General features: G+C 42.3%; 18 protein-coding genes. 4 read left to right on the top strand and 14 right to left on the bottom strand.

The genetic code is table 11. The features are described from left to right. Positions 1–202: 202 nt before the first annotated feature. Positions 203–562 (top strand): SRPBCC family protein, encoded by a 360-nt coding sequence (locus DIU38_RS19170; protein ID WP_243770704.1) that lies wholly within the window; start codon positions 203–205, stop codon positions 560–562. 140 nt (positions 563–702) lie between these two features. On the opposite strand, the gene DIU38_RS19165 is transcribed toward DIU38_RS19170, so the two are convergent. Both DIU38_RS19165 and DIU38_RS19160 read right to left on the bottom strand, forming a co-directional pair. Next, positions 703–1881 carry an MFS transporter gene (locus DIU38_RS19165; RefSeq protein WP_112657604.1) on the bottom strand — a complete coding sequence of 393 codons (1179 nt, stop codon included), beginning with the start codon at positions 1879–1881 and terminating at the stop codon, positions 703–705. Positions 1882–1895: 14 nt separating this feature from the next. Next, positions 1896–2645: a DeoR/GlpR family DNA-binding transcription regulator gene (locus tag DIU38_RS19160; RefSeq protein ID WP_112657606.1), complete on the bottom strand. Its 750-nt coding sequence runs from the start codon at positions 2643–2645 to the stop codon at positions 1896–1898. Between the two features lie 66 nt (positions 2646–2711). On the opposite strand from DIU38_RS19160, the gene DIU38_RS19155 reads away from it, so the two are divergent. Beyond that, complete coding sequence (locus tag DIU38_RS19155) at positions 2712–3272, top strand: 5' nucleotidase, NT5C type (RefSeq protein ID WP_112657608.1); 561 nt, start codon at positions 2712–2714, stop codon at positions 3270–3272. Between the two features lie 77 nt (positions 3273–3349). On the opposite strand, the gene DIU38_RS19150 is transcribed toward DIU38_RS19155, so the two are convergent. The 7 genes from DIU38_RS19150 to DIU38_RS19120 form a co-directional block, all read right to left on the bottom strand. Further along, a complete protein-coding gene (locus DIU38_RS19150) occupies positions 3350–4198 on the bottom strand; it encodes a hypothetical protein (protein WP_112657610.1) in 849 nt (282 codons plus the stop codon). Positions 4199–4218: 20 nt separating this feature from the next. Continuing rightward, positions 4219–5595, bottom strand: a complete 1377-nt coding sequence (locus DIU38_RS19145; protein ID WP_112657612.1) for an acetylxylan esterase — start codon at positions 5593–5595, stop codon at positions 4219–4221. Beyond that, the gene (locus DIU38_RS19140) at positions 5570–6802 is read right to left on the bottom strand and encodes an acyltransferase family protein (RefSeq protein ID WP_112657614.1); all 1233 of its coding nucleotides are present in this window, start codon (positions 6800–6802) and stop codon (positions 5570–5572) included. The genes DIU38_RS19145 and DIU38_RS19140 overlap by 26 nt, the downstream gene beginning before the upstream one ends. A 309-nt stretch (positions 6803–7111) precedes the next feature. After that, entirely contained in the window at positions 7112–8062 is a 951-nt protein-coding gene (locus tag DIU38_RS19135; RefSeq protein ID WP_112657616.1) for a TIGR01212 family radical SAM protein, read from the bottom strand. Between the two features lie 477 nt (positions 8063–8539). Continuing rightward, on the bottom strand, positions 8540–9331 hold the full coding sequence (locus tag DIU38_RS19130; RefSeq protein ID WP_112657618.1) for a DUF5995 family protein: 792 nt from the start codon (positions 9329–9331) through the stop codon (positions 8540–8542). Between the two features lie 680 nt (positions 9332–10011). Then, complete coding sequence (locus DIU38_RS19125; RefSeq protein WP_243770705.1) at positions 10012–10416, bottom strand: transposase; 405 nt, start codon at positions 10414–10416, stop codon at positions 10012–10014. 329 nt (positions 10417–10745) lie between these two features. Next, on the bottom strand, positions 10746–11564 hold the full coding sequence (locus tag DIU38_RS19120; protein ID WP_112657620.1) for a class I SAM-dependent methyltransferase: 819 nt from the start codon (positions 11562–11564) through the stop codon (positions 10746–10748). Between the two features lie 144 nt (positions 11565–11708). Here DIU38_RS19120 and DIU38_RS19115 point away from each other — a divergent pair, with 144 nt between their 5' ends. Continuing rightward, complete coding sequence (locus DIU38_RS19115) at positions 11709–12578, top strand: helix-turn-helix transcriptional regulator (RefSeq protein WP_112657622.1); 870 nt, start codon at positions 11709–11711, stop codon at positions 12576–12578. A 317-nt stretch (positions 12579–12895) separates the two neighbouring features. On the opposite strand, the gene DIU38_RS19110 is transcribed toward DIU38_RS19115, so the two are convergent. The 5 genes from DIU38_RS19110 to metK form a co-directional block, all read right to left on the bottom strand. After that, entirely contained in the window at positions 12896–13801 is a 906-nt protein-coding gene (locus DIU38_RS19110; RefSeq protein WP_112657626.1) for a DUF4435 domain-containing protein, read from the bottom strand. 11 nt (positions 13802–13812) lie between these two features. Continuing rightward, positions 13813–15207 (bottom strand): AAA family ATPase, encoded by a 1395-nt coding sequence (locus DIU38_RS19105; RefSeq protein ID WP_112657628.1) that lies wholly within the window; start codon positions 15205–15207, stop codon positions 13813–13815. Positions 15208–15474: 267 nt separating this feature from the next. Continuing rightward, positions 15475–16554: an AAA family ATPase gene (locus DIU38_RS19100; RefSeq protein WP_112654862.1), complete on the bottom strand. Its 1080-nt coding sequence runs from the start codon at positions 16552–16554 to the stop codon at positions 15475–15477. Between the two features lie 731 nt (positions 16555–17285). Next, positions 17286–17804 (bottom strand): hypothetical protein, encoded by a 519-nt coding sequence (locus tag DIU38_RS19095; RefSeq protein ID WP_112654861.1) that lies wholly within the window; start codon positions 17802–17804, stop codon positions 17286–17288. Between the two features lie 195 nt (positions 17805–17999). Continuing rightward, positions 18000–19250: a methionine adenosyltransferase gene (gene metK / locus DIU38_RS19090; protein ID WP_091175761.1), complete on the bottom strand. Its 1251-nt coding sequence runs from the start codon at positions 19248–19250 to the stop codon at positions 18000–18002. Positions 19251–19467: 217 nt separating this feature from the next. On the opposite strand from metK, the gene DIU38_RS19085 reads away from it, so the two are divergent. Continuing rightward, positions 19468–20355 carry a diacylglycerol/lipid kinase family protein gene (locus DIU38_RS19085; RefSeq protein WP_112654860.1) on the top strand — a complete coding sequence of 296 codons (888 nt, stop codon included), beginning with the start codon at positions 19468–19470 and terminating at the stop codon, positions 20353–20355.

Genomic DNA, 20355 nt, shown 5'->3' with positions numbered 1-20355 from the left:
AAATAAAATGCGATTGCTGTTAGGAATGACGCGATCGCACAGAACATAGCAGCTTTAAATCAAAACTCAACTTATAACTATTTTTTATCCCATAGTGAGAACATACGTTTTAAAAAAAGAACAATCCATTCCGATCAGCCTTGATCAAGCCTGGGATTTTTTTTCGTCGCCATTAAATTTAGCCAAAATCACACCCAGTGATATGAACTTCGTAGTAACATCTGATTATACCGCCGAGACGAAAATGTACCCCGGAATGATCATTACTTATAAGATCTCGCCGTTATTAGGTATTAAAATGGACTGGATGACAGAGATCACGCATGTTGATGAAAAAAAATATTTTGTTGATGAACAGCGTTTTGGCCCTTATGCATTATGGCATCATCAGCATCATTTTAAAGCAATAGATGGCGGTGTACACATGACTGATCTTTTACATTATGCTATTCCTTTTGGCGCAATAGGAAGATTTGCAAACACTGTTTTTGTTAAAGGGAAGGTGGAGCAGATATTTGATTATCGTACCAAGGTGATTGAGGAGATGTTTGGGAAATTATAAGTAACTGCCGCGGGTTTAGCGCAACGTAACCCGTGGTATAGCATGGTGTAAGCTTTCAGCTTACCACTCTCCGGCTGAAAGCCGGAATCATGGTAACCACGGGCTGAAAGCCCGCGGTAGATTTATAATTTAATCCTCAATTAATCCCCAACCAACACAGCTTCCTCTTCAGCAATCTCAACCTTTTGCCTGCTGAGTGTTAACGCAAAGAATGCACCGGTTGTAGCCATGATCACGCCAACAATTTCGGGCGAGGTAAATCCCAGTCCCCAGGCTATGGGTAAGCCGCCAAGGAAAGCTCCTAATGCATTACCGATATTAAAAGCAGCTTGTGTAGCAGCTGCGCCAAGCATTTCGGCGCCTTTGGCGGTATTGATCATTAGTGTTTGTATCGGTGAACCAACTGCCATTGAAAGACCACCTGTTATGAATGTCATAACGAGCGACAGGATTTGATTTTGCGAAACAAAGAAGATTACAACCAGCGATATGGCCATAGTGATCATCAGTATTAAGCAGGCTTTTACGGGGGAAGCTTTATCCGCCAGTTTACCGCCAACGAAATTCCCTACAACCATCCCAAGGCCTGCCAAAATCAAAACATAAGGCACGCTACTTGCCGAAAATTTGGAAACTTCGGTCATGAGCGGGGCTATGTAGCTTATCCATGCAAAAAGACCACCGGTACCAATAGCAGTAAGACCGATGATAAGCCATGCCTGTTTTTTTCTGAAAAATGAAAGCTCCGAGCGGATGTTTCCAGCATTATTTGGAGCCAGCTGTGGCAACCAAAGTTGGATAAATGTTAACGTTAATAAGCCTATCGCTGCAATCATCCCAAAAGTATAACGCCATGAATAATGGTGACCAATATAAGTGCCCAGCGGAACGGTGAGCAGATTGGCGATGGTAAGCCCGGCAAACATAATGGATATGGCCTGGGCTTGTTTTCCTTTTTCGGCAAGGCGGGTGGCCACTACCGAGCCCACACCAAAAAACGCCCCGTGGGGCAATCCGGCCAATAGCCTCGAAAACAGCAAAACGTAATGATTAGGGGCAAATGCCGAACATGCGTTGAATACCGTAAAAATGATCATCAATACTGTTAAAATCTTTTTAGGCGGATAACTGCTGGTAAAGGCAACCAGTAGCGGTGCTCCGATGACTACGCCTAATGCATAGGCCGAAATAAGGTGTCCTGCAACCGGAATGCTGGTGTGAAAATCATTGGCAATATCTGGCAGCATCCCCATCATTACAAATTCGGTAGTGCCTATGCCGAGGCCGCCTAAAGTTAACGGTAGTAAACTCTTTTTCACGTTGTTGTTTTGTATTAAATGATATTGATGCCTATTCCCCTGTATGCCGAAAGCTCTTCATTGTCGGGAGATACATCGGTAATGATGGTATCCAGTTCTGTTACCGGGCCTATATAATAAGAATCGGCTTTATTTATTTTTTCTAAGGTGGATAAGGCGATAGTTTCTTTCGATACTTCTATCATGGTTTTCTTGATCTCGGCCTCTTCATAATCCCTGGTGGTGATGCCGATGGCAGGGTGCACACTGCAAATCCCGAAAATGCAAAGATCGGCCCGGATATTCCTGAAGGCGTTGATGGTTTCGTGACCGATAGTGGTAAAGGATGATTTGTACAAACGACCACCGGCAAATATTACTTCAACCGTTGGATGGTCTTCAAGTGCACTTGCAACCGGAAAGCTGTTGGTAACTACGGTGATCCTCAAGTCAGCCGGCAGGCTTTCTGCCACAGCTAAGGTTGATGTACCGCCGTCAAAAAGTACAACCTGTCCGTCTTTTAAAAAGCTCAACACTTTTGATGCGATGACTTTCTTAGAGGCAATGTCATGCTTTTCCCTCGCGCGGTAATGGTGCGGAATGGGAGAGTGGGCGACCGCGCCGCCCCTTACTGCTGTTAATAACTTCTGATCGGCCAATACTTTAATGTCGCGGCGTACAGTATCTTCCGAAACATTGAGTTTTTCGCTCAGTTCGGCAAGCATAACTTTGTTATCTTTTGATACGTGATCTAAAATGATCTGGAGTCTTTCTTCTCTTACCATGTTTGCAATATAATGCAAAGTTATAATTTATTTGCAAAATATTGCAATAATTTTTTATTTTGCTGCATGAAATTGCAAACAAGAAAAACTATCGCCATCGATATGGATGGCGTTATGGCCGATGTCGAGCCGCAGCTGATCAAATATTATGAACGGTTGTACGGCATCACTACAACCCTTGAGGCTATTGATGGCTTATCACATGCCGAGGCTTTCCCATTGGATGCTACAACGAAGGCTTCGTTGAATTTACCCGGATTTTTCCGCACACTGCCCGTTATGCCGGGCGCTATTGAGGCAATTAAAAAGCTGATGGAAGATTACGAGATATACATCGTATCGGCCGCTACGGAATTTCCGCTGTCGTTATTCGAAAAGTTGGAATGGCTTCAGGAGCATTTTCCGTTTATCAGCTGGCGTAATATTGTGCTGTGCGGCGATAAAAGTATCATCCATACCGATTACATGATAGATGACCATTGTAAAAACCTCGACTATTGCAGTGGCAAAGCCATCATGTTTAATGCGCACCACAATAAGCACGAACACCAGCATGTGCGGGTTTACAATTGGGATGAAATATTGAACCTGTTTGAAATGGAAAAAACTTCTGCAGATTTAGCATAGCAGAATCTAAAGAAGTTTTTTGATAACGATACTATTGCTTTAAGCTTTATGCCTTCCGCTTTTAGCTTTTTATAAGGCTATTTCGTATCTATCCGGTAATTAAGTGATGCCGAAAAGCTGGTGCCCGCGCCGGTATTTCGCCCGGTAACAAAGGTGCCGCCGGTTAAAAACAGCGACAGGCTTTTGGCAAATGCATGCCCGTAGCTTAGCGATACCTGGTTAAACGCAAAGTTTTTACTGGCGCTTGGGTTTACGTTAAAATCTTTATTGATACTGGTGGCATAAAAGCCGCCTACACTTAGGGAAATCTGCTCGCGGAATTTTTTATCAAGCGTTAAGCCGTATGTGGCATTGTACCTGTCCTGGAATACACTTTCGTAACCAAAGTATTCGCGTACACCGTTTTCAAGGATAAAGAATGAGTTTTTCCCGAATAAATGCCCGCTACCGGCAAAGGCCAGTTTAAGTTCGGCTCCTTTTTGGTTATAGCCCAGCGCGGTGTTGGTATACATAGGTACAATAGCTGTACCCTGCAGGCTGAAATAATATTTATAGTTGATATTGGCCAGGTAATACCTGATACCCACTTCCAGATCCTGGAAGCCTGAGCTTCTGCTGGTGCCCAGATCTGTACTAAAGGTGTTCATCACATACGGTGCCAGCACCGACAGGGTAAACCTGCGATTTAAACCAACCTCCGAATATAAAGAATAGCTCCATGAACTGAACTTGCCGTTATTGGCAAAGGCCCCTTTATGGCTGTCGGCATCCCAGGCTTTATTGGCAAAAAAGTAAGTTGCCGAGGGCGACAGCGAGATCCTGCCCGGCCTTACCGGGAAACCTCCGGCATAACTTTTACCCGTGGCTAAGGCAAATATTACTATCCCCGCAAGTAAATATTTTGATAAAGTATTTTTCAAGGTCATGTGTGTAGATTTTAGTCGTTTTAAAATAAACCAAAGGTGTCGCGCATCCAACGGCCTTCATAATCCTTATATACCTGGCTTACCTCGTGCCCAAGGTTTTTAAATACCATTAAGTGCTTATCGCCATGCATTGAATTGAACACCGCGTAACCATTGCCTGGTGGTACATATGGGTCCAAAAGGCCTAAACCCAAAATGGTTGGGCATTTTATGGTTGTTGCAAAGTTTTTGGTATCGTAATAATCAAGGTTGTTCAACACCTGGTCAAACGTTACACCGGGTTTGCTTAAAGTATATTTTTTAATATCGTTGATAGGCCACTCTACAGCGCCAACCAAATTGCGGATATCGCTCATGATGGGGTTTTGTGCAGAGCAAAGGGTAACGCGGTGGTCAAGCCCAGCAAGGGCAATGGATAAATATCCGCCCATACTGCCGCCGGTTGCCATGATCTGGTCATGCCTTAAATTGGGCTGCGCGTAAATGAAATCAACAGCGCGTACGCAATCCATAATTACACCGCGCATTACGTATTTGTTTTTATCCTCAATATGGTAGGAGATAAAGGCATCGCGGTCGGTGTGGATCACATCGCGACTGGTGCCTTGTCCGCGAGTGTTCAGGGTAATGATCACCAGGTCGGGGTCGAGGCCTACTATGGGGTATAGCTTTACCTGGTAGCCGGGTAAGCCAAGCAATACCGAAAACTTCTTGTTTTTATTTTTGCTGATGGGTACCGTCATGTAACCGCGGATGGTAAGGTTATCCAGCGATTTCATTTCTATTTCGTAAACCTTGCGGTTTTCGGTGTTCATGGATGGTACTTCGGTGATTTTGTAATTGGGTTTCACTTTGGCCAGCTCATCTTTGGCGGTTTGCCAAAACTGGTCAAAATCGGCCGGCCTGGCATATTGCGACCGGATTTCCTCCGGCCTGATCCCAAAAGCGCGACGGGTGGTATCGTCATAATCGCTCACATTGATCATCATGTTAACCTTGTAAAAACCTGTTTTTAGGTTGGGTACCTCAAAATCATATTTGGAAGTGCTTTTTTTGCCCAGGTTTACCGGCTTTGACAGGGTTTTAACAATTTGTCCATTTTCGGTAGTGATATTGTATGATATGCTGCCTTCCTGGTTAGTATCATAAGTGTTTTTAATTTCAAAGCTGAACGAGGCTGTTGAACTGAATATACCATCCTTATTATTGATAGTTAATACCGTTGATACTTCATCATCACCACCGCTTTTGTCGGTATTCTCCGCCGGGTCTTTTTCGGTTTCCTGTGCCAAGGCCGGCAGGGCGGCGCACCAGGTCAGTAAAGCGAAAGCAATAATCAGTAATTTGTTGGCGTTTTTTAGCATGTTGTAATTAGGCTTTGATCTTAGCTGATTCATTTTCGGGATTGCGTGCTTTGTTTTTAATCAGGAAATCAGACTTACGGATATAATGATTAAGCGGTTCTTCAATTAATTTAAACAACGTTATGGAAACGACATTTAAAACGATAAAGGCGTAAAAAAGGTTTAAACTATCATACTCAAAAGGCGAATGCCAGTCGACACCCCATTTATCATAAAGCTCAAAAACATAATCGTTAAGATTGTTCATGCCCTGATGGATAAAATTGTATATAAAGCCTAAGTGGATCAGGTAAAATATGTAGGAGCTTTTGCCCAGCAGTTCAATAAAGGGGTGTGCTAAAAACTTTTTAAGGAGGGTAGTTTCGGTGAGCAGACCATAAAAGAAAATGGCAATCGAGGTAGCCAGCAGATAGTTATTGGTTACAATGCCCCAGGGATTATGCAAACCGGCCTCATATCCTTTCGGGATAGTTAACGCAGACATGATCCACACGCAAAAAAAGATCAGGAAAAAGCCCAGGTAAGTGAACTTCTTTTTGCTTGTGCCATCCAGTTTTTGTTTGCGTACTATAAGCGCCAGCTGAATGCCCGCATAAAACTCAAAACATCGGCCTAAAAAGGTGTACAGCATCATGAAAGTAAAGTTGCCGAAGAAACCGAACCAGTTTACATGACTAAAGATGAGCACAAGCAAAGCCCCTAAACCGGTAACCGCGATAGGCTGGATATAAAACTTTTTGTATTTAGTGGCGATAAGGAAAATAAATGGCGCCGAAAAGTAAAAACATTCTTCAACCGTGAGCGACCAGCCCTGTGCAATGCCCGTAAACTTAAACTGGTCAAAAAAGCCGCGCACAAAAATGATGTTCATGAAAAACATAACCACAGGGTTTTGTCCTGCCGTTACTGTTTGGTTTTGGGTAAAATGATAAGCTATGAACGCGCCAATGGTAAGCAAGGCATACATGGGATAGATGCGCGCCACCCGGTTTTTAAGGTATTGCAGAAACCAGGCTTTTGTTAATTTAAAACTATCAAAATAACGAAATGCGATCAAAAAGCCCGAAAGCACAAAGAAAATGGTAACCCCGATATGGAACTCGTTAAAGAAACGTTGCACAGAGTGGGGAAATTTCTCATCAAACACATAGGCAAAATGCGAGATGAAAACCAGGTAAGCCGCCATGGCCCTTACACCGGTTAATGCCGGGATATAATTGGATTGTGCTCTTTGTGACAAAATAGACGTATTTAACTTTCAGATCAATTTAATTATACGTAAATGTTTGCAAAAGGGATACCAATGTTTAGGAAGTAACAGCCAACAAGTGGTGATATTTTAAGTTGCAGTGGCAGTTTTTAGTTGTAGGGAGAAGAGTATTGATTTGCTTATTCGTTAACCCTGAACCGGGATTTGGGGAGATTTGCCGGATTAGTAGATTTTTATTATTATAATTTCCTTTCCCTCGATCTGTGTCCTCACAGGTCGTGTTGGCAGAAAGGAAGGGGCATCGAGCAGGTATTAAAAAATCCTCACAATCCTAAAATCCTATAAATCAAGGTTCAGGCCACTTCCCTGCACCACGCCCTTGCTCAAAATCCTTTGATCAATATAATACTGGATTTCTGATTTTTTCAATCCCCAGTTGGGAGCGATGAGCAGTTCGCGGTCGCTGAGACCGAAGAGGCGCTGGATCACGATATCAGGGCGAACGAGGGGGAGTAACTCGCACAGAAAATCGGCATATTCATCAATACCGAACAGGTGGAACGGTTCGCGTTTGTATTTTACGCCCATTACCGAGCCTTCAACAATATGCAGGTGGTGGAATTTTACAAACTTGATCTGTTTAAAGCGGTTGATCTCGTCGGCATATTTCAGCATCATTTCTTTAGTTTCCCAGGGGAAACCGAAAATCGTATGTACGCAAATATCCAGTTTTGAATTTTCGACCAGGCTCAGGGCTTTCACCAGCTCTTCATGGCTGCAGCCGCGGTTAATCTGATTTAGGGTATCATTGTAGATACTTTCCATACCCATTTCCAGGTCCACATCGAAACGATCGGTATAGCTTTCCAGCAGGGCAATCTTTTCGGCATCAATACAATCGGGACGGGTACCTACCGATAGGCCTACAATATCTTCGGTGCCGTAGCTCAGGGCTTCGTCGTACAGCATTTTAAGGTAATGAGCCGGCGCGTAGGTATTGGTATTGGGCTGAAAGTAAATGATAAACTTATCAGCCTTGTTACCTTTACGGGCACGTTCCATACCTTCCTCAACCTGTTGGCGTACTGTGGGGGCGTTGCGGCTAACCGAAGGGGTAAAGGAATCAACATTACAATAGGTGCAACCACCATAGCCTTTTGAGCCATCCCGGTTGGGACAGGTAAAACCGCCATCAACAATTACTTTAAACACGCGATGGCCTTTGTATTTTTCCTTAAGCCATGGCCCGTAATTGTTATAGCCTTTTTCCCAGGTTGTTATTGTTTGCATTTATGATTTCACCGATTTTTGGATGAAGGCACCGATTAACAGCTGCTTTCACCGATCAGGGGGCAAAGATAATGAATTTTGATGAGGGAGAGGTTTATTGTTAGGAAGGCTTATATAGCACGTTATGTACTTTATATTTAATTGACTGCCCGGCGATACACAATATTAATTATTATTGTATTATAAATAATCTAAATTCCAAAGCGTGTTACACAAGGCTCAACGCTCGAAACAATTGGTTTACTTGGTGTATATCTGTGTAATATTCCGCTATATATTTATAAAATACTGCGTGCAGTGTTTACAGGGCAACACCTTCCCGGCTATCGGCATCTCTTTTATATACCTCAATGGCTTAACAATTATGTAAAGTTTTTTGGAGCAGGAATACTGGTATTGTTTTTTGTGCTGATTGCAATTTACAAATAGGATCTCCCGCTTCTTCTTGCAATTTAGCGTTTACCCAGCGCTAAACATCTAATTCACCTTCAAATAAGTCTTTTTATAAGTACTCAAAATCTCAGTTATTTTGGATGGGTCCCGTTTTTCAAACAGGTGAATGATCCATACGGTAATACGCAGCATCCCAACGGGGTTAACAATGCCAAGTCCCAGTTTATTGATATCACTATCCCTGCTGGCAATCTGCTTAGGGTAAGCATCCCCGTTACGGGTAAACAGGTCTTCGGCAAAGCACCAGGCGCCATCGCGGGCATTGCCAAGGGCAAACTGGATGAGGATAGAATTATTTTGCGCGTGCAGGCCCGCCAGTGACAGCAGCGGCGAGATCCGGTTCAGCTCGCTGATCACCTCATAAGTAAGTGCCGAAAGTATAGTATTGATGGAATTAAAATCATTATGGACCTCGGTTAGCGGTTGGTTAAGGTTGCGGGCTACTTCAACAACGGCAACACCCAAATCAAGGTTGATATGCGCGTTCATGCCAATGAGCAGGTGCTGTAATACCAGTCTCGACGATTTATCAAAAATGCTAAAAGCCAGCTCCCACGACTGTGAGCAGGGTTGCTTTTGCTGCCAGCAATGGTAAGCCATAATGTACCTGTTGGCGAAAATGACGTCCAGCTGTTCCATGCGGGCAGGGTTTTCAAACTCACCGTTCTGGATGCCTTCCCTTACCTTGCAGGTAACCTTATGATATAGGGCCGCAAAATATCCGGCGCGGCTATCGGTTTTTATTGCATCGGCAATAATGGCTTCTAACTGTTCAATAATCTGGTTAATAGTTTGAGCTGGTGCAATAGGTTCCATAGCAGGCAGATAAGTCCAGGTAAATTAATTATTTTAAAGATATGTTTTTTGTTGATGGCTTAAATACCCGGTTTTATGCCTTTTTTCGTTGCGGTTATTGCCTTTGCCGCTCAAAGCAGTGCTATTTCGGCCCGGGCGAGGGAAATAAATAGGACAAAAGGATTTCGATTTTATTGCTGGTTTGCCTTTATTGCTAATAATATCCTAATTTTTTAACCTGAAAGAAATAATAATTGTAAAAGTGCTTTCTCAGTATCAAAAAACGGTTATTTAATAAAACTATAGCCAGTTTTATCCGTACTAATTATAGTATTAATTAATTATTCACCTAAAATTAAACACTATGATTACGTTATTATTGGCATTAAGCGCAAGTGCATTATGCGGTTTTTTTGTTGCGCACAGTACAAAGGAGAATGAATGTTAAAAATAATAAGTTAAACGGGTAATTATGTGAAGAGGCTAATCAGAGATGGTTAGCCTTTTTTGTTGAGGGCTTCTTTCGCTACGAACTGTATCCTGACTGCAAGCATGTACTATTTATAAAAACTCAATATCAATTAAACCCTTGCCATCTGCATAATCTATCGCGCTTGAATATTGCCAATATGAAGGTTCGGTAACAAAACCGGCTTCCACAGGGTTATTATGAATATAATCGGCCTTTTGTTCAATTACCGCTACAGTCCAAAGTTCGATAGGCTTATTATGATGTTGCCAAATTGATTCTGTTTAACATTACTACTTTTTGAAGCAGCGCGTTTAAACATCCACAACATCCAGTCTCTTCGTGATTCCTGGATGTTTGATGTAATTGTTGCTATAAGTTGTTTAGCCGTGTATTCTTTAAACCGACCTAATATAATTTCAGGATTGTTGTTCTTTGCGCTGTAAATTAAATGGATATGACTTGGCATAATACACCAGCAGTATAGTTCCATGCCTAAATTCTTTTGACAATAGGTAAGGCTTTCAATAATAATTTGATTGTATATAGGTCGGATAAATACATCAATCCAATAAACTGTGGCAAAACTTACAAAGTATAATCCTTCTTTGTTCAAAAACTTGTATTTGCGACTCATGGATGTGTTTTAGGTGTATAAAGCTACAATAATAAGGTTCAAATATTAATACACATAATTGATTTGTTGAAACTGAGTTTTATGGCTGGTGCACGCGTGCCGCGTGTACCTAATTTGCTTATAAAAGATATGCAGATGACGAGGGATAATGGATTATCGAGCATGCAGGCACATATATAGGCAAGCATGAGGTGTTACTTAGCATGCGGGACACACGCGACACGCGTGCGCCAGCGAAAGGGTGCTGAGTGTCGTAAAATCATTTCAACTTCTCACCAGCAAAAAAGGCAACACAAAAATGTGATGCCTTTAAATTAAGCTTAGCCATGCTACTTAACTACCGTAACTTTCAAAAAGGTAGCCTTTATGTTAGTATTTTGCTCCCCACCCGTATTTTGGTCATTGAACAAAGCTTCCAGTTCATGTTGCAGTTCGTCGCTTTTGTTGTTTTTTTCGGCAGCTTCAAACGCGTTCATGGTTGGGCCATAATAGTTTTTGAAAACCTGAACAAAGTTGGCCGGGGCGTAAGGAGCCTTAAACGTAAAGGATTCTTTGGTAAAAGAAATATTTTCTTCATTTATACCGGCACTTTTAAAACGTTCTGTAACGTTTGCTTCAATACCCCATAACATCGGGCTTACAAAACCTTCGGGCGGTGGCGGCGTATAGGCCGAACTTATCTTAAGGATCTGTGCTACCAGGGTAGGGTCGCCGGGTATCCAGTTACCCATGATTATTTTGCCGCCGGGCCGGGTTACGCGCACCATTTCTTTAGCTACGTCAAAAGGCTTTGGAGCAAACATTGCTCCGAAAATGCTAACCACAGCGTCAAACGAACCATTTTTTAATTCGTGAAGGTCGGTCGCGTCTCCCTCATAAAACCTGCATTGACCCAGTCCTTCGGCCTTTGCCCTTGCGTTACCTGCTGCAACAAGGTTAGCGGCTATATCAACGCCGGTAACATCTGCGCCAAGCCTGGCTTCCGGTATAGCGGTTGTACCATCACCGCAACCCAGGTCAAGTACCTTCATCCCTTTGGTTATTCCCAGTTTATTAACCAGTTCCTCGCCGCTTTCGCGCATGGTAGCTGCTACCTGGGTGAAATCACCCTTTTCCCATAGTGCTTTGTTTGGGTTCATATTTTTCATGGGTTTAAGTTTTTGATTTGTATTGTGTTATGTTTATGATATTGAAACAAAGTTAATGAAAGCGGTAAGAATATTTTTGTCTGAAAAGCCCAGAATAATGATCTGAAAGTTCAAAATAATTAAATTAGCTTATAGTATTGCGTTATGAATAATTTGTACGACAGGGTGCTGCAACACCCCAACTATTATCGTCAGTTTAACTGCAACGAGTCGCTGATCACTATATTCAGCTGCCCCGCCGAAGCACGCCTGATGAAGAACAAATTTTCGCCGCTCTGGACCCAATACAATTACCTATTTTACGTAGTGGAGGGCAGGAAGATTTGGCATACCGCCGAAGGGTCGTACGATATTGGTGCAGGTAGCTGCGTGTTTATCAGGAAAGGGGCATTCGTACTTGAACAATTTTTTGACGAAGGATTTTGCCTGGTACTCTTCTTTATTCCCGACGACTTTATTTGCCAAACCCTCGGCCAAAAATTTAGCGCGCCTGTAAAAAGCGCCGGGCACAGGCAGGTGATCACTTTGAATTCCAGCGAAACCCTGGCGGGTTTCTTTCATTCCATGGCTTCTTACTTTGCCGAAGCCAGGGAACCTGCGCAATCCCTTTTAGAATTAAAATTTAAGGAGCTGATCCTAACTATAGCGGATAATCCCGTTAACAGCGAATTGCTCTCCTACTTTTGCTCATTGGTGAATGAGCCCCGCGCAGTAAGCCTGGAAAGGGTAATGACAGACAATTACCGTTACAATTTAAAACTGGAGCAATTTGCCCAATTAGCCAACCGCAGTCTTTCGGCATTTAAAAGAGATTTTCAGGCAACCTTTAACAGTACGCCCGGCAAGTGGTTATTAGAAAAGCGCCTGCAATACGCCAGGAGCCTGCTGAGCATGTACAGTGAAAAAACGATAAGCGACGTGGCTTTTGAAAGCGGATTTGAAACCACAGCCCACTTCAGCAGATCATTTAAGCAACGTTTTGGCGTAACGCCATCTTCGGTAGGCAGCAGCTAAATATCTCTGCCGATGCGAATGGAATAAAGCCTGCTGATTTTGATATGTTGCCAAAGGGCCTGCCCGGGACAATATACCTTTTGGGCAGTTTACCAGCCGCCGGTTTAGCGACGTATATTTATTGCGTATGTCAGGATTTGCTTGCGGTGGCGGGGAGGCATGGCTGATACTTTATGTAATGCAGATGCATGATTTATACCTTGCATGCGGGCCACAAGGCACAGCCTTGCGGCAGCGTTCCCGATTTTTTTGCTACCGCAAGGCTGTGCCTTGTGGTAAATATGCTATGTCTCGAATTTGGCTTGCGGTAGCAGGGGCTACAAATTTATATTTAATCGTTTTATAAAGCTATCCAAACGCTCAGGAATGATTGTTCGAGGGCCTATTATTTCTATTGCATTTGCCAAATTTACATTGGTTCTGACTTTAGATTCAAAGCCTTCACTATCCCGCAAATATTGATTTAACTTGTTGAAAAAAGTAATTAAATACCAAGAATCAAATTTACCTCTTATTACGAGTTTTGTTGATGATTGGTCGTCAATTATATTATACCAATTTTTAAAAATTGATAGCCCTATTACAGGGGTCTGCGTATTTGTAACACGTTCTAAATATTCGATTCTATTAACTTTTTGGTCAAGAAAAAACAATTGGTTATTAATGCTAAATAATCTTGAAAGATCAATTTGGTTAAGATTCGCTTTTAAATTGTGACTTCTAATTATCAATATCCAAGCGAGAATTGGTTTTATTGACTTGAAAAACTGATGATATCCTTGTTCGAATTTTTGAAGTATACGGTTAATAACTTCTTCCTCGTGGAAATGTAAAATTTCGTTAATAAGCCTTCTAAGAATGAAGGAATTAACAATGTAATTTTCAATTGAATAGTAGGTGGTTTCATAAATGTTGATATCAGAAGGAACAGTTTCCTGCAATATCCGAGAATAATCTCTGTCAATAAAAATAATGATTCTCCTCTTATCATAAACAGTCCAATCCAACTTATTATAAAGTTCAATTGAATGTTTCTTTCCCATACTTATATATGTTACAGAGTTCGATGCCCAATTTTGGAAAAAGTTGAAATAAAATGATTGATCTTCGTACCCTTCAAAAATAAAGTGTGATTCATCTGAATTGAATTTATATTTCTGCAAGATTTTTAAATAAATATAATTCGGACCGAAAGCATTTTGCTTCAAAGACGTAATATTCATAATTCCATCAATTAGCTTTTAACAGTGATGAATTCGTTAAATCCTTTTGTATAAAGGTCAAGTTCATTACTGAAGATGTAAGGGGAATGCGTAACCGCTATAATGCCGGAATTATAAGCGTTTTGTATGTCAGTTAGAAATCGCTCTTGCCAGCTTACTGACAATGACAATTCAGGCTCATCTATGATTACAAAGAAGTTTTTTGTTTCCGATAAATAAAGGTGACTGAACAGCGATACAATTTGTTTTTCGCCGGAACTTAATTTAGCAAAACTAATTTCTTTATTAAGGTCCTTTAAGAATACTTTGATTTTTCGTTCTTCTCTTGAATAGATAAAATCCTTATTAATACAATAAGTATTGCAGATATTAACAAAACTTATTACATCCGCCTCTTCAACAGACTGTTTTTGATAGATATCCACGAGTTTTTGAATAAAATATGCAATGATTTTATCTTCATTATTTATGGCTGTTGGATTACTTTTATAGTTGTCTACAAATCGGGTAAGGCTATCTTTCTCTTTAGTCTGTAGAATACTATTGTCTATGCGACTAAGTATTTCTGTTAATTTCTCCGAACTAATATTTTGTATAGAGGCATAGTTATATTGTCCATAATTTTTATTTAAGATGTCTTTGAGATAGCCTCCCATCAAGGACTGTCGGAGGTTATTTGTAAAGTTTATATAAAGTGAATTTAGCTTTTGATCTACCTTAATTTGTACATCATCCATTCCAAACTCGACAAGTTCAATATATTTCTTGTTGTTCTCACCGGTTTGAGTCATTCTTCGATTTCTTAGAGTATCAAGATTCGTTTCAAGATCCGGAAAAATGTTTTTTAGATCTTTTTCGATGCGCCTATAAGTCGGTAAATACAATATTTGAGCACTTATCTCTTTAGATAAAAAAGTATCCACCTCAAGTAATGCTTCTTTAAACAATTCATCTTTAGAAAAATATATTTCGTGTGATAAGTCATATATAAAACCTGAAGGGACTTCAAATTTTTTAGCTATTAATTCTAATTCTGTTGGGCTATTGAGTAAATGTGGGAGAAGGTTATTTTCAACAAGGTAATCCGCAACTCTGGAATACCTCGGACTTAAGTTTTTTCTATAAACAGTACGGCCTTTAAGCCTTCGATATTTAATATACTCAGTTAATTCATCTCGTGATATGACAAGATTAGTGCCGTTTATAGTGAATTCTATTTTACTAAAAGTATATTCGCTCAATTTATACCATTGCTGCGATAAAGTGTAATAAATAATATTTACTATCGTGGTTTTGCCAAGGCCATTTTCAGCTACGATAATGAGTTTGTTATCACGGACTTTTATTTTGACATCCATGTCTCCATGAAGATCCAAAATATTAAAACTTGTTAATAAGAATGACATTTTTAAATATGATTTAGGTTGGCTATTGTTTGGCGACAATTTGCAAATCGTATATTGTTTACAATTATAGGTATTTTCTTTGTGTTGAAGAACCTATAATTCAGTTATTAATAAATAACTTAGTAATACATCAAACCAATCATCCCCCCGCACTCGCTGCCGCAAGCGTCCTCGCTTGTGGCCCGCGTTTAGGTCTGCAATGTGAAAAGCATAGCTTAGCATGAAGCCCACAAGCGAGGACGCTTGCGGGAGCGTAATTAGAAAAATTCATCTTCCTTCCGCAACCCCCAACACCCTGTTCACTGCCGATAAGCTCATCTCCAACCGCCCGGCAATCTGCCTTTGGCTCAAACCCTGTTTATGAAGCGCCAGCACATCGGCCGCCCGGCGCTGGCGCTCTACCTGGCTGTAGCGGCGCAGATGTTTAACCTCGTTATCGGTATGGGAAAATACAAATTTTAAAAAGCCCTTTTGCCTTTCCAGTTTGCCGAGGCATACGTTATGGCTGCCATACATTTCGGCCGTGCTGCGTTGTTTTACCTGTTTCAGGTAGCGGTAGCCGGGCAGGGTCTGGCTTTCGGCCATGGCGAAAGCGCTGTCGGCAAAGTTGATGAGCATTTTGCTGCCTTGCAGGTCGTTGCGGGTAATAGGCAGTGAAGGGTTGCGCTTGGGCGTGTGGGCCAGCACCAGGATGCTGAGGCCATGCCGGGTTTTAAGCAATTTGAGCTGTTTCATGAGCGAGAGGGCCTGGCTGCTACGCTCGGTACCGTTGCGCAGGCAGGTAATATTATCAATAATGAGCACCCTGGCGTCGGTACGTTTAATAGCGCGACTAAGCGCATGGGTAATAAACTCATCAAACGTTTTAAAATCATGCGGCAGGCCGGTCATCTGGTTAAACTCACCCCGGTAAAAATTTTCGTGAAAGGTGTGGGTGGCGCTGCCGTCGGTATAGCGCTGTTCAAATTGTTTGCCGGTTAGTTCAAAATCAATGTAGAGGACCGGGCAGGGTTCGGCGTCCATTTTAAACGGTGTGATGGCTTTGCCGCGGGTAATGCTGTCGCCCAGTTGTACAGCCAGCAAACTTTTGCCCATATTGGTATCGGCAAACAGGATGCACAGCTCACCCTCAAGCCAAAACTCGCCAAACAGCATCCGGGGCGTTTGGCGTTCGCGTTCCATCGCCATCCATGTACTGGCCTGGTGAATAATAAAAGCATCGGGAGGGATAGCGTCAGGGTCATAAACCCTTGGTCGGATCCCTCTTTTAGCGTCTCTTCGCGCCGCCTCGCGCACATCGGCGCGGATCATTTCCACAACCAGTGGTCGTCCATTTTTTTCAATCATAGCGTTATGTCGTTGATAAATTAATGCTTGGTGTTTAGGGCAAAGTCGTAAGTCCCGGGTAAAGCGGCATAAGTGTTCGGAAGAAGTAAAAAAAGCGAGGGATTGAGCGATTCCCCTCTTGAGAGGGGTGGAGGGGTGTGTTACTCTACGCGCGACTTATTGCTTGTATAACACACCCCCTGCTCCCGCTTTTTTCCAACGCGCCCCCTCTCGAGAGGGGAGTTTGATGCGTTTAAGCTGAATTAAACTCTTAAGTTAACGGCTATGCTCCCAGCGGAGGGAATTAAAAACCTTCCGAATATTTACGGCATAACGGGAAGAACTCCGACTTATGGCTTCCGGCTTAGAAATATTGACTTAATGCCCCCGGGGAAATTTTCATAAGCCCTCTCCTTTGGAGAGGGGTGTGTGAGGGGCAAATTTAGCTGTAGGTTTTTGCAATATTGGTGGCGCTGTTTTGTCAGTACCTTTCGGTAAAATGGAGGGTTCAAATAAAAAACCCAAGAAACAGCAAAAATACATTAAAAATACAAGGTGAAAAACGCGTTGAACCGCTGCTTTAATGAGTAGTTAAATTTACTGGTAAAAAGCTTTAATTGTTGATAATCAAATATTTAAATCTGTTTCGCTAAAAATGCTAAATGGTTGATTTTTAAGGTGTTTCATTAAACGCCTGTTTCGCGTTCGGATCTCAAAAAATGGGACACCCGGTTTTTTAAAAAAAGAAGGGATCAGGAAATTTCACTTTTTTTTCGGGAATCAAAAAAATGGGACACCTCATTTGTTACAATTCCGGGGTGCAGGCTAAACACCACTTTAACTTGTAATACCACACTTATAACAAGGCAAAACAACCATGCCGCAAACCATTTAAGCGATAGCCGGGTACTTATAATGGCCTTAAAAAAGAATATCGTCATTACCAGCAGGGAAAAAGCCATGGCGTAGGTGAATTGCTGCCAGCTGCTTACGGGCATATATCTGAACGCATAAACAGAAAACATGGCGCAGCTTCCCGCCAGGCTGGCAAACGCCGTCCGCCTGATAAATAACCATTTGTTTTCTTTAAGTAAAACCATTGCCGCAATCGTCATCACTACCCATTTAATGGCTGCAACAATGTTGGATAGCAATATAGCATCTGGAGTTACCACATAGCCAAACTTTTGTTCAATGAACCATGCCGTTATCATAACTGATACAGCAAAATAAATGATAGCGGTTACGGCATTACGGGTATTAGTGGGCATTAATTAGGTTCGGGGGATTTTGGGTGATAAATGTATGTATTTATAATTTAATTAGGAAGGAGCCTCACCCTAAATCCCCCTCCGGCGGAGAGGGGCTTCAATTCTCCCCAACCGGGGGAGATATAGAGGAGGCTTAAACAACAATAGCGACAGGTAAGCCCGTCGCTATTGCGTATATTATATAGGTGTAATTAATTACAACCCGAAGGCTGCTTTAACCTTATCAACATGATCAAGCTTTTCCCAGGTAAACAGCTCAACTTCGCGTTCCAACTTGCTGCCGTCGTGGCCAACAAAAGTTTTGGTAACTATTTCGTTAGGCCTGCCGAAATGGCCGTAAGCCGCGGTTTCGCTGTAAATAGGGTTACGTAGTTTAAAGCGGGTTTCAATGGCGTATGGGGTCATATTGAAAATGCCTTCTACTTTTTTGGCAATGTCGCCGTCGTGCAGGTCGACCTTGGCGGTGCCGTAAGTATTTACGTAAATACCCATTGGTTGCGCTACGCCGATTGCATAGGATACCTGTACAAGCACTTCATCGCACAAACCGGCGGCAACCAGGTTTTTAGCAATGTGGCGGGTAGCGTAAGCAGCCGAGCGGTCGACCTTTGAAGGATCTTTACCCGAGAAAGCGCCGCCACCATGTGCACCTTTACCACCGTAGGTATCCACAATAATTTTGCGGCCGGTTAAGCCGGTATCGCCATGCGGCCCGCCGATAACAAATTTACCGGTTGGGTTAATGTGGTACTTAATATCGTCGTTAAAAAAGTGGGCGTATTTAGGATATTTAGCTTTAACACGCGGAATCAGGATACTAATGATATCGGCACTGATTTTGGCGAGCATGGCCGGTTCGTCGTCAAAATCATCGTGTTGAGTTGATATAACGATGGCATCAATACGCTGTGGCTTGTTATCGTCGCTGTACTCAAGCGTAACTTGCGATTTTGCATCCGGGCGAAGGTATTTGATCTCATTGTTTTCGCGGCGGATAGCTGCAAGCTCAATTAATAAAGCGTGGGCTATATCAAGGGCAAGCGGCATATAGTTGTCGGTTTCAACAGTGGCATAGCCAAACATCATACCCTGGTCGCCGGCACCTTGTTCTTCTTTGGCGGTGCGGTCAACCCCCTGGTTAATATCGGGCGATTGTTCGTGGATGGCCGATAGCACACCGCATGAACTGCCGTCAAACATATATTCGCCTTTGGTATACCCGATCCTGTTAATCACCTCGCGGGCAATCTTTTGTACATCGAGATAGGCTTTTGATTTTACTTCGCCGGCTAAAAAAACCTGGCCTGTGGTTACCAGCGTTTCGCAGGCAACTTTCGATTCGGCATCAAATGCTAAAAAATGATCAATCAGCGCGTCCGAGATCTGATCGGCCACTTTATCCGGGTGACCTTCTGATACAGACTCTGAAGTAAATAAATATGACATAAAATTTAAATAAGTAAAGTAAAAATCGACTGGGAGGGTTTTAAGACGGATCGGGCAGTAAAAAGAAGCATGGTTTTAGCACTTTTTTACGTGGTTGCAATCCAGCTCCGGTGTAAAAGGGAGCATTAAATCAGTCCACATTCGGGCGGTAAAAATAAAACAAATTTCACAAAGCCGAAAATACATTTACTTTTGACGATTGAAATAATATATATAGTTGAAACGGAAAGCGTTATTTATAATAAACCCAATTTCGGGCGGGAAGAAGAAGGACGGGGTGCCTGAACTGATTAAAGATACTGTTGATGCCGGTGTAATGGAGCCGGTTATAGCGTTTAGCGATGGCGTAGCCCATGCGCGGGTAATAGCGGCCGAGGCTGTAGGCAAATTTGATACCGTAGTGGCCGTTGGCGGCGATGGCACGGTTAATGAAGTGGCTTCGGCCATTGTAGATACGGATACATCGCTTGGCATAGTGCCATTTGGCTCAGGCAACGGGCTTTCAAGATTTTTGGGGATCCCTATGGATACAAGGGATGCTATTAAAAACCTTGCCTCGGGCCGTACCGAAATTATTGATTCGGCCAGGATTAACGGGCAGCCATTTTTTAATATGGCAGGCATGGGGTTTGACGCTCACATCAGCGAGATTTTTTCGCATGGTAAAAAGCGTGGTTTTATCAGTTATATAAAATCGTCGATAAAAGAAGTGGTTGGCTACCAGCCGCAAAACTATCACCTGGATATCGACGGAAAGAAATATGATTATAAAGCATTCATGCTTAGTATAGCCAATTCTTCGCAATATGGCAATAATGTGCATATATCGCCCAAGGCAAGCCTGCAGGATGGCTTGCTGGATGTTTGCGTGATAAAGCCTTTTCCGTTGTGGAGGTTTCCGGAAATGAGTGTGCGCATGCTCATTAAAGCTACCGAAAGCTCCAAATATGTAGAAATTATCCGCGGTAAGCAAATCCTGATCAAAAGGGAGCATACCGGCCCTATTCACCTGGATGGCGAACCCCAGGTGGCGGGTACAGGCATAGATATTAATATATTGCCAAAATCATTAAAGGTTATAGTTGGCCCGTCATTTAAAAATTGA

The sequence above is a fragment of the Mucilaginibacter metallidurans genome, assembly GCF_003286435.2.
Classification (GTDB): Bacteria; Bacteroidota; Bacteroidia; order Sphingobacteriales; family Sphingobacteriaceae; genus Mucilaginibacter; species Mucilaginibacter gossypii.
The sequence above is the reverse complement of the archived record's forward strand: the minus strand, read 5'-3'. Positions and strand labels throughout refer to the sequence as shown.

Excerpts from the sequence above, each read along its gene's own strand:
- DIU38_RS19095 (WP_112654861.1), bottom strand. The coding sequence starts at position 17,804 with ATGCCCACTAATACCCGTAATGCCGTAACCGCTATCATTTATTTTGCT.
- DIU38_RS19130 (WP_112657618.1), bottom strand. The coding sequence starts at position 9,331 with ATGGAACCTATTGCACCAGCTCAAACTATTAACCAGATTATTGAACAG.
- DIU38_RS19170 (WP_243770704.1), top strand. The coding sequence starts at position 203 with ATGAACTTCGTAGTAACATCTGATTATACCGCCGAGACGAAAATGTAC.
- metK (WP_091175761.1), bottom strand. The coding sequence starts at position 19,250 with ATGTCATATTTATTTACTTCAGAGTCTGTATCAGAAGGTCACCCGGAT.
- DIU38_RS19125 (WP_243770705.1), bottom strand. The coding sequence starts at position 10,416 with ATGAGTCGCAAATACAAGTTTTTGAACAAAGAAGGATTATACTTTGTA.
- DIU38_RS19105 (WP_112657628.1), bottom strand. The coding sequence starts at position 15,207 with ATGTCATTCTTATTAACAAGTTTTAATATTTTGGATCTTCATGGAGAC.
- DIU38_RS19100 (WP_112654862.1), bottom strand. The coding sequence starts at position 16,554 with ATGATTGAAAAAAATGGACGACCACTGGTTGTGGAAATGATCCGCGCC.
- DIU38_RS19145 (WP_112657612.1), bottom strand. The coding sequence starts at position 5,595 with ATGAATCAGCTAAGATCAAAGCCTAATTACAACATGCTAAAAAACGCC.
- DIU38_RS19155 (WP_112657608.1), top strand. The coding sequence starts at position 2,712 with ATGAAATTGCAAACAAGAAAAACTATCGCCATCGATATGGATGGCGTT.
- DIU38_RS19150 (WP_112657610.1), bottom strand. The coding sequence starts at position 4,198 with ATGACCTTGAAAAATACTTTATCAAAATATTTACTTGCGGGGATAGTA.
- DIU38_RS19115 (WP_112657622.1), top strand. The coding sequence starts at position 11,709 with ATGAATAATTTGTACGACAGGGTGCTGCAACACCCCAACTATTATCGT.
- DIU38_RS19160 (WP_112657606.1), bottom strand. The coding sequence starts at position 2,645 with ATGGTAAGAGAAGAAAGACTCCAGATCATTTTAGATCACGTATCAAAA.
- DIU38_RS19135 (WP_112657616.1), bottom strand. The coding sequence starts at position 8,062 with ATGCAAACAATAACAACCTGGGAAAAAGGCTATAACAATTACGGGCCA.
- DIU38_RS19120 (WP_112657620.1), bottom strand. The coding sequence starts at position 11,564 with ATGAAAAATATGAACCCAAACAAAGCACTATGGGAAAAGGGTGATTTC.
- DIU38_RS19110 (WP_112657626.1), bottom strand. The coding sequence starts at position 13,801 with ATGAATATTACGTCTTTGAAGCAAAATGCTTTCGGTCCGAATTATATT.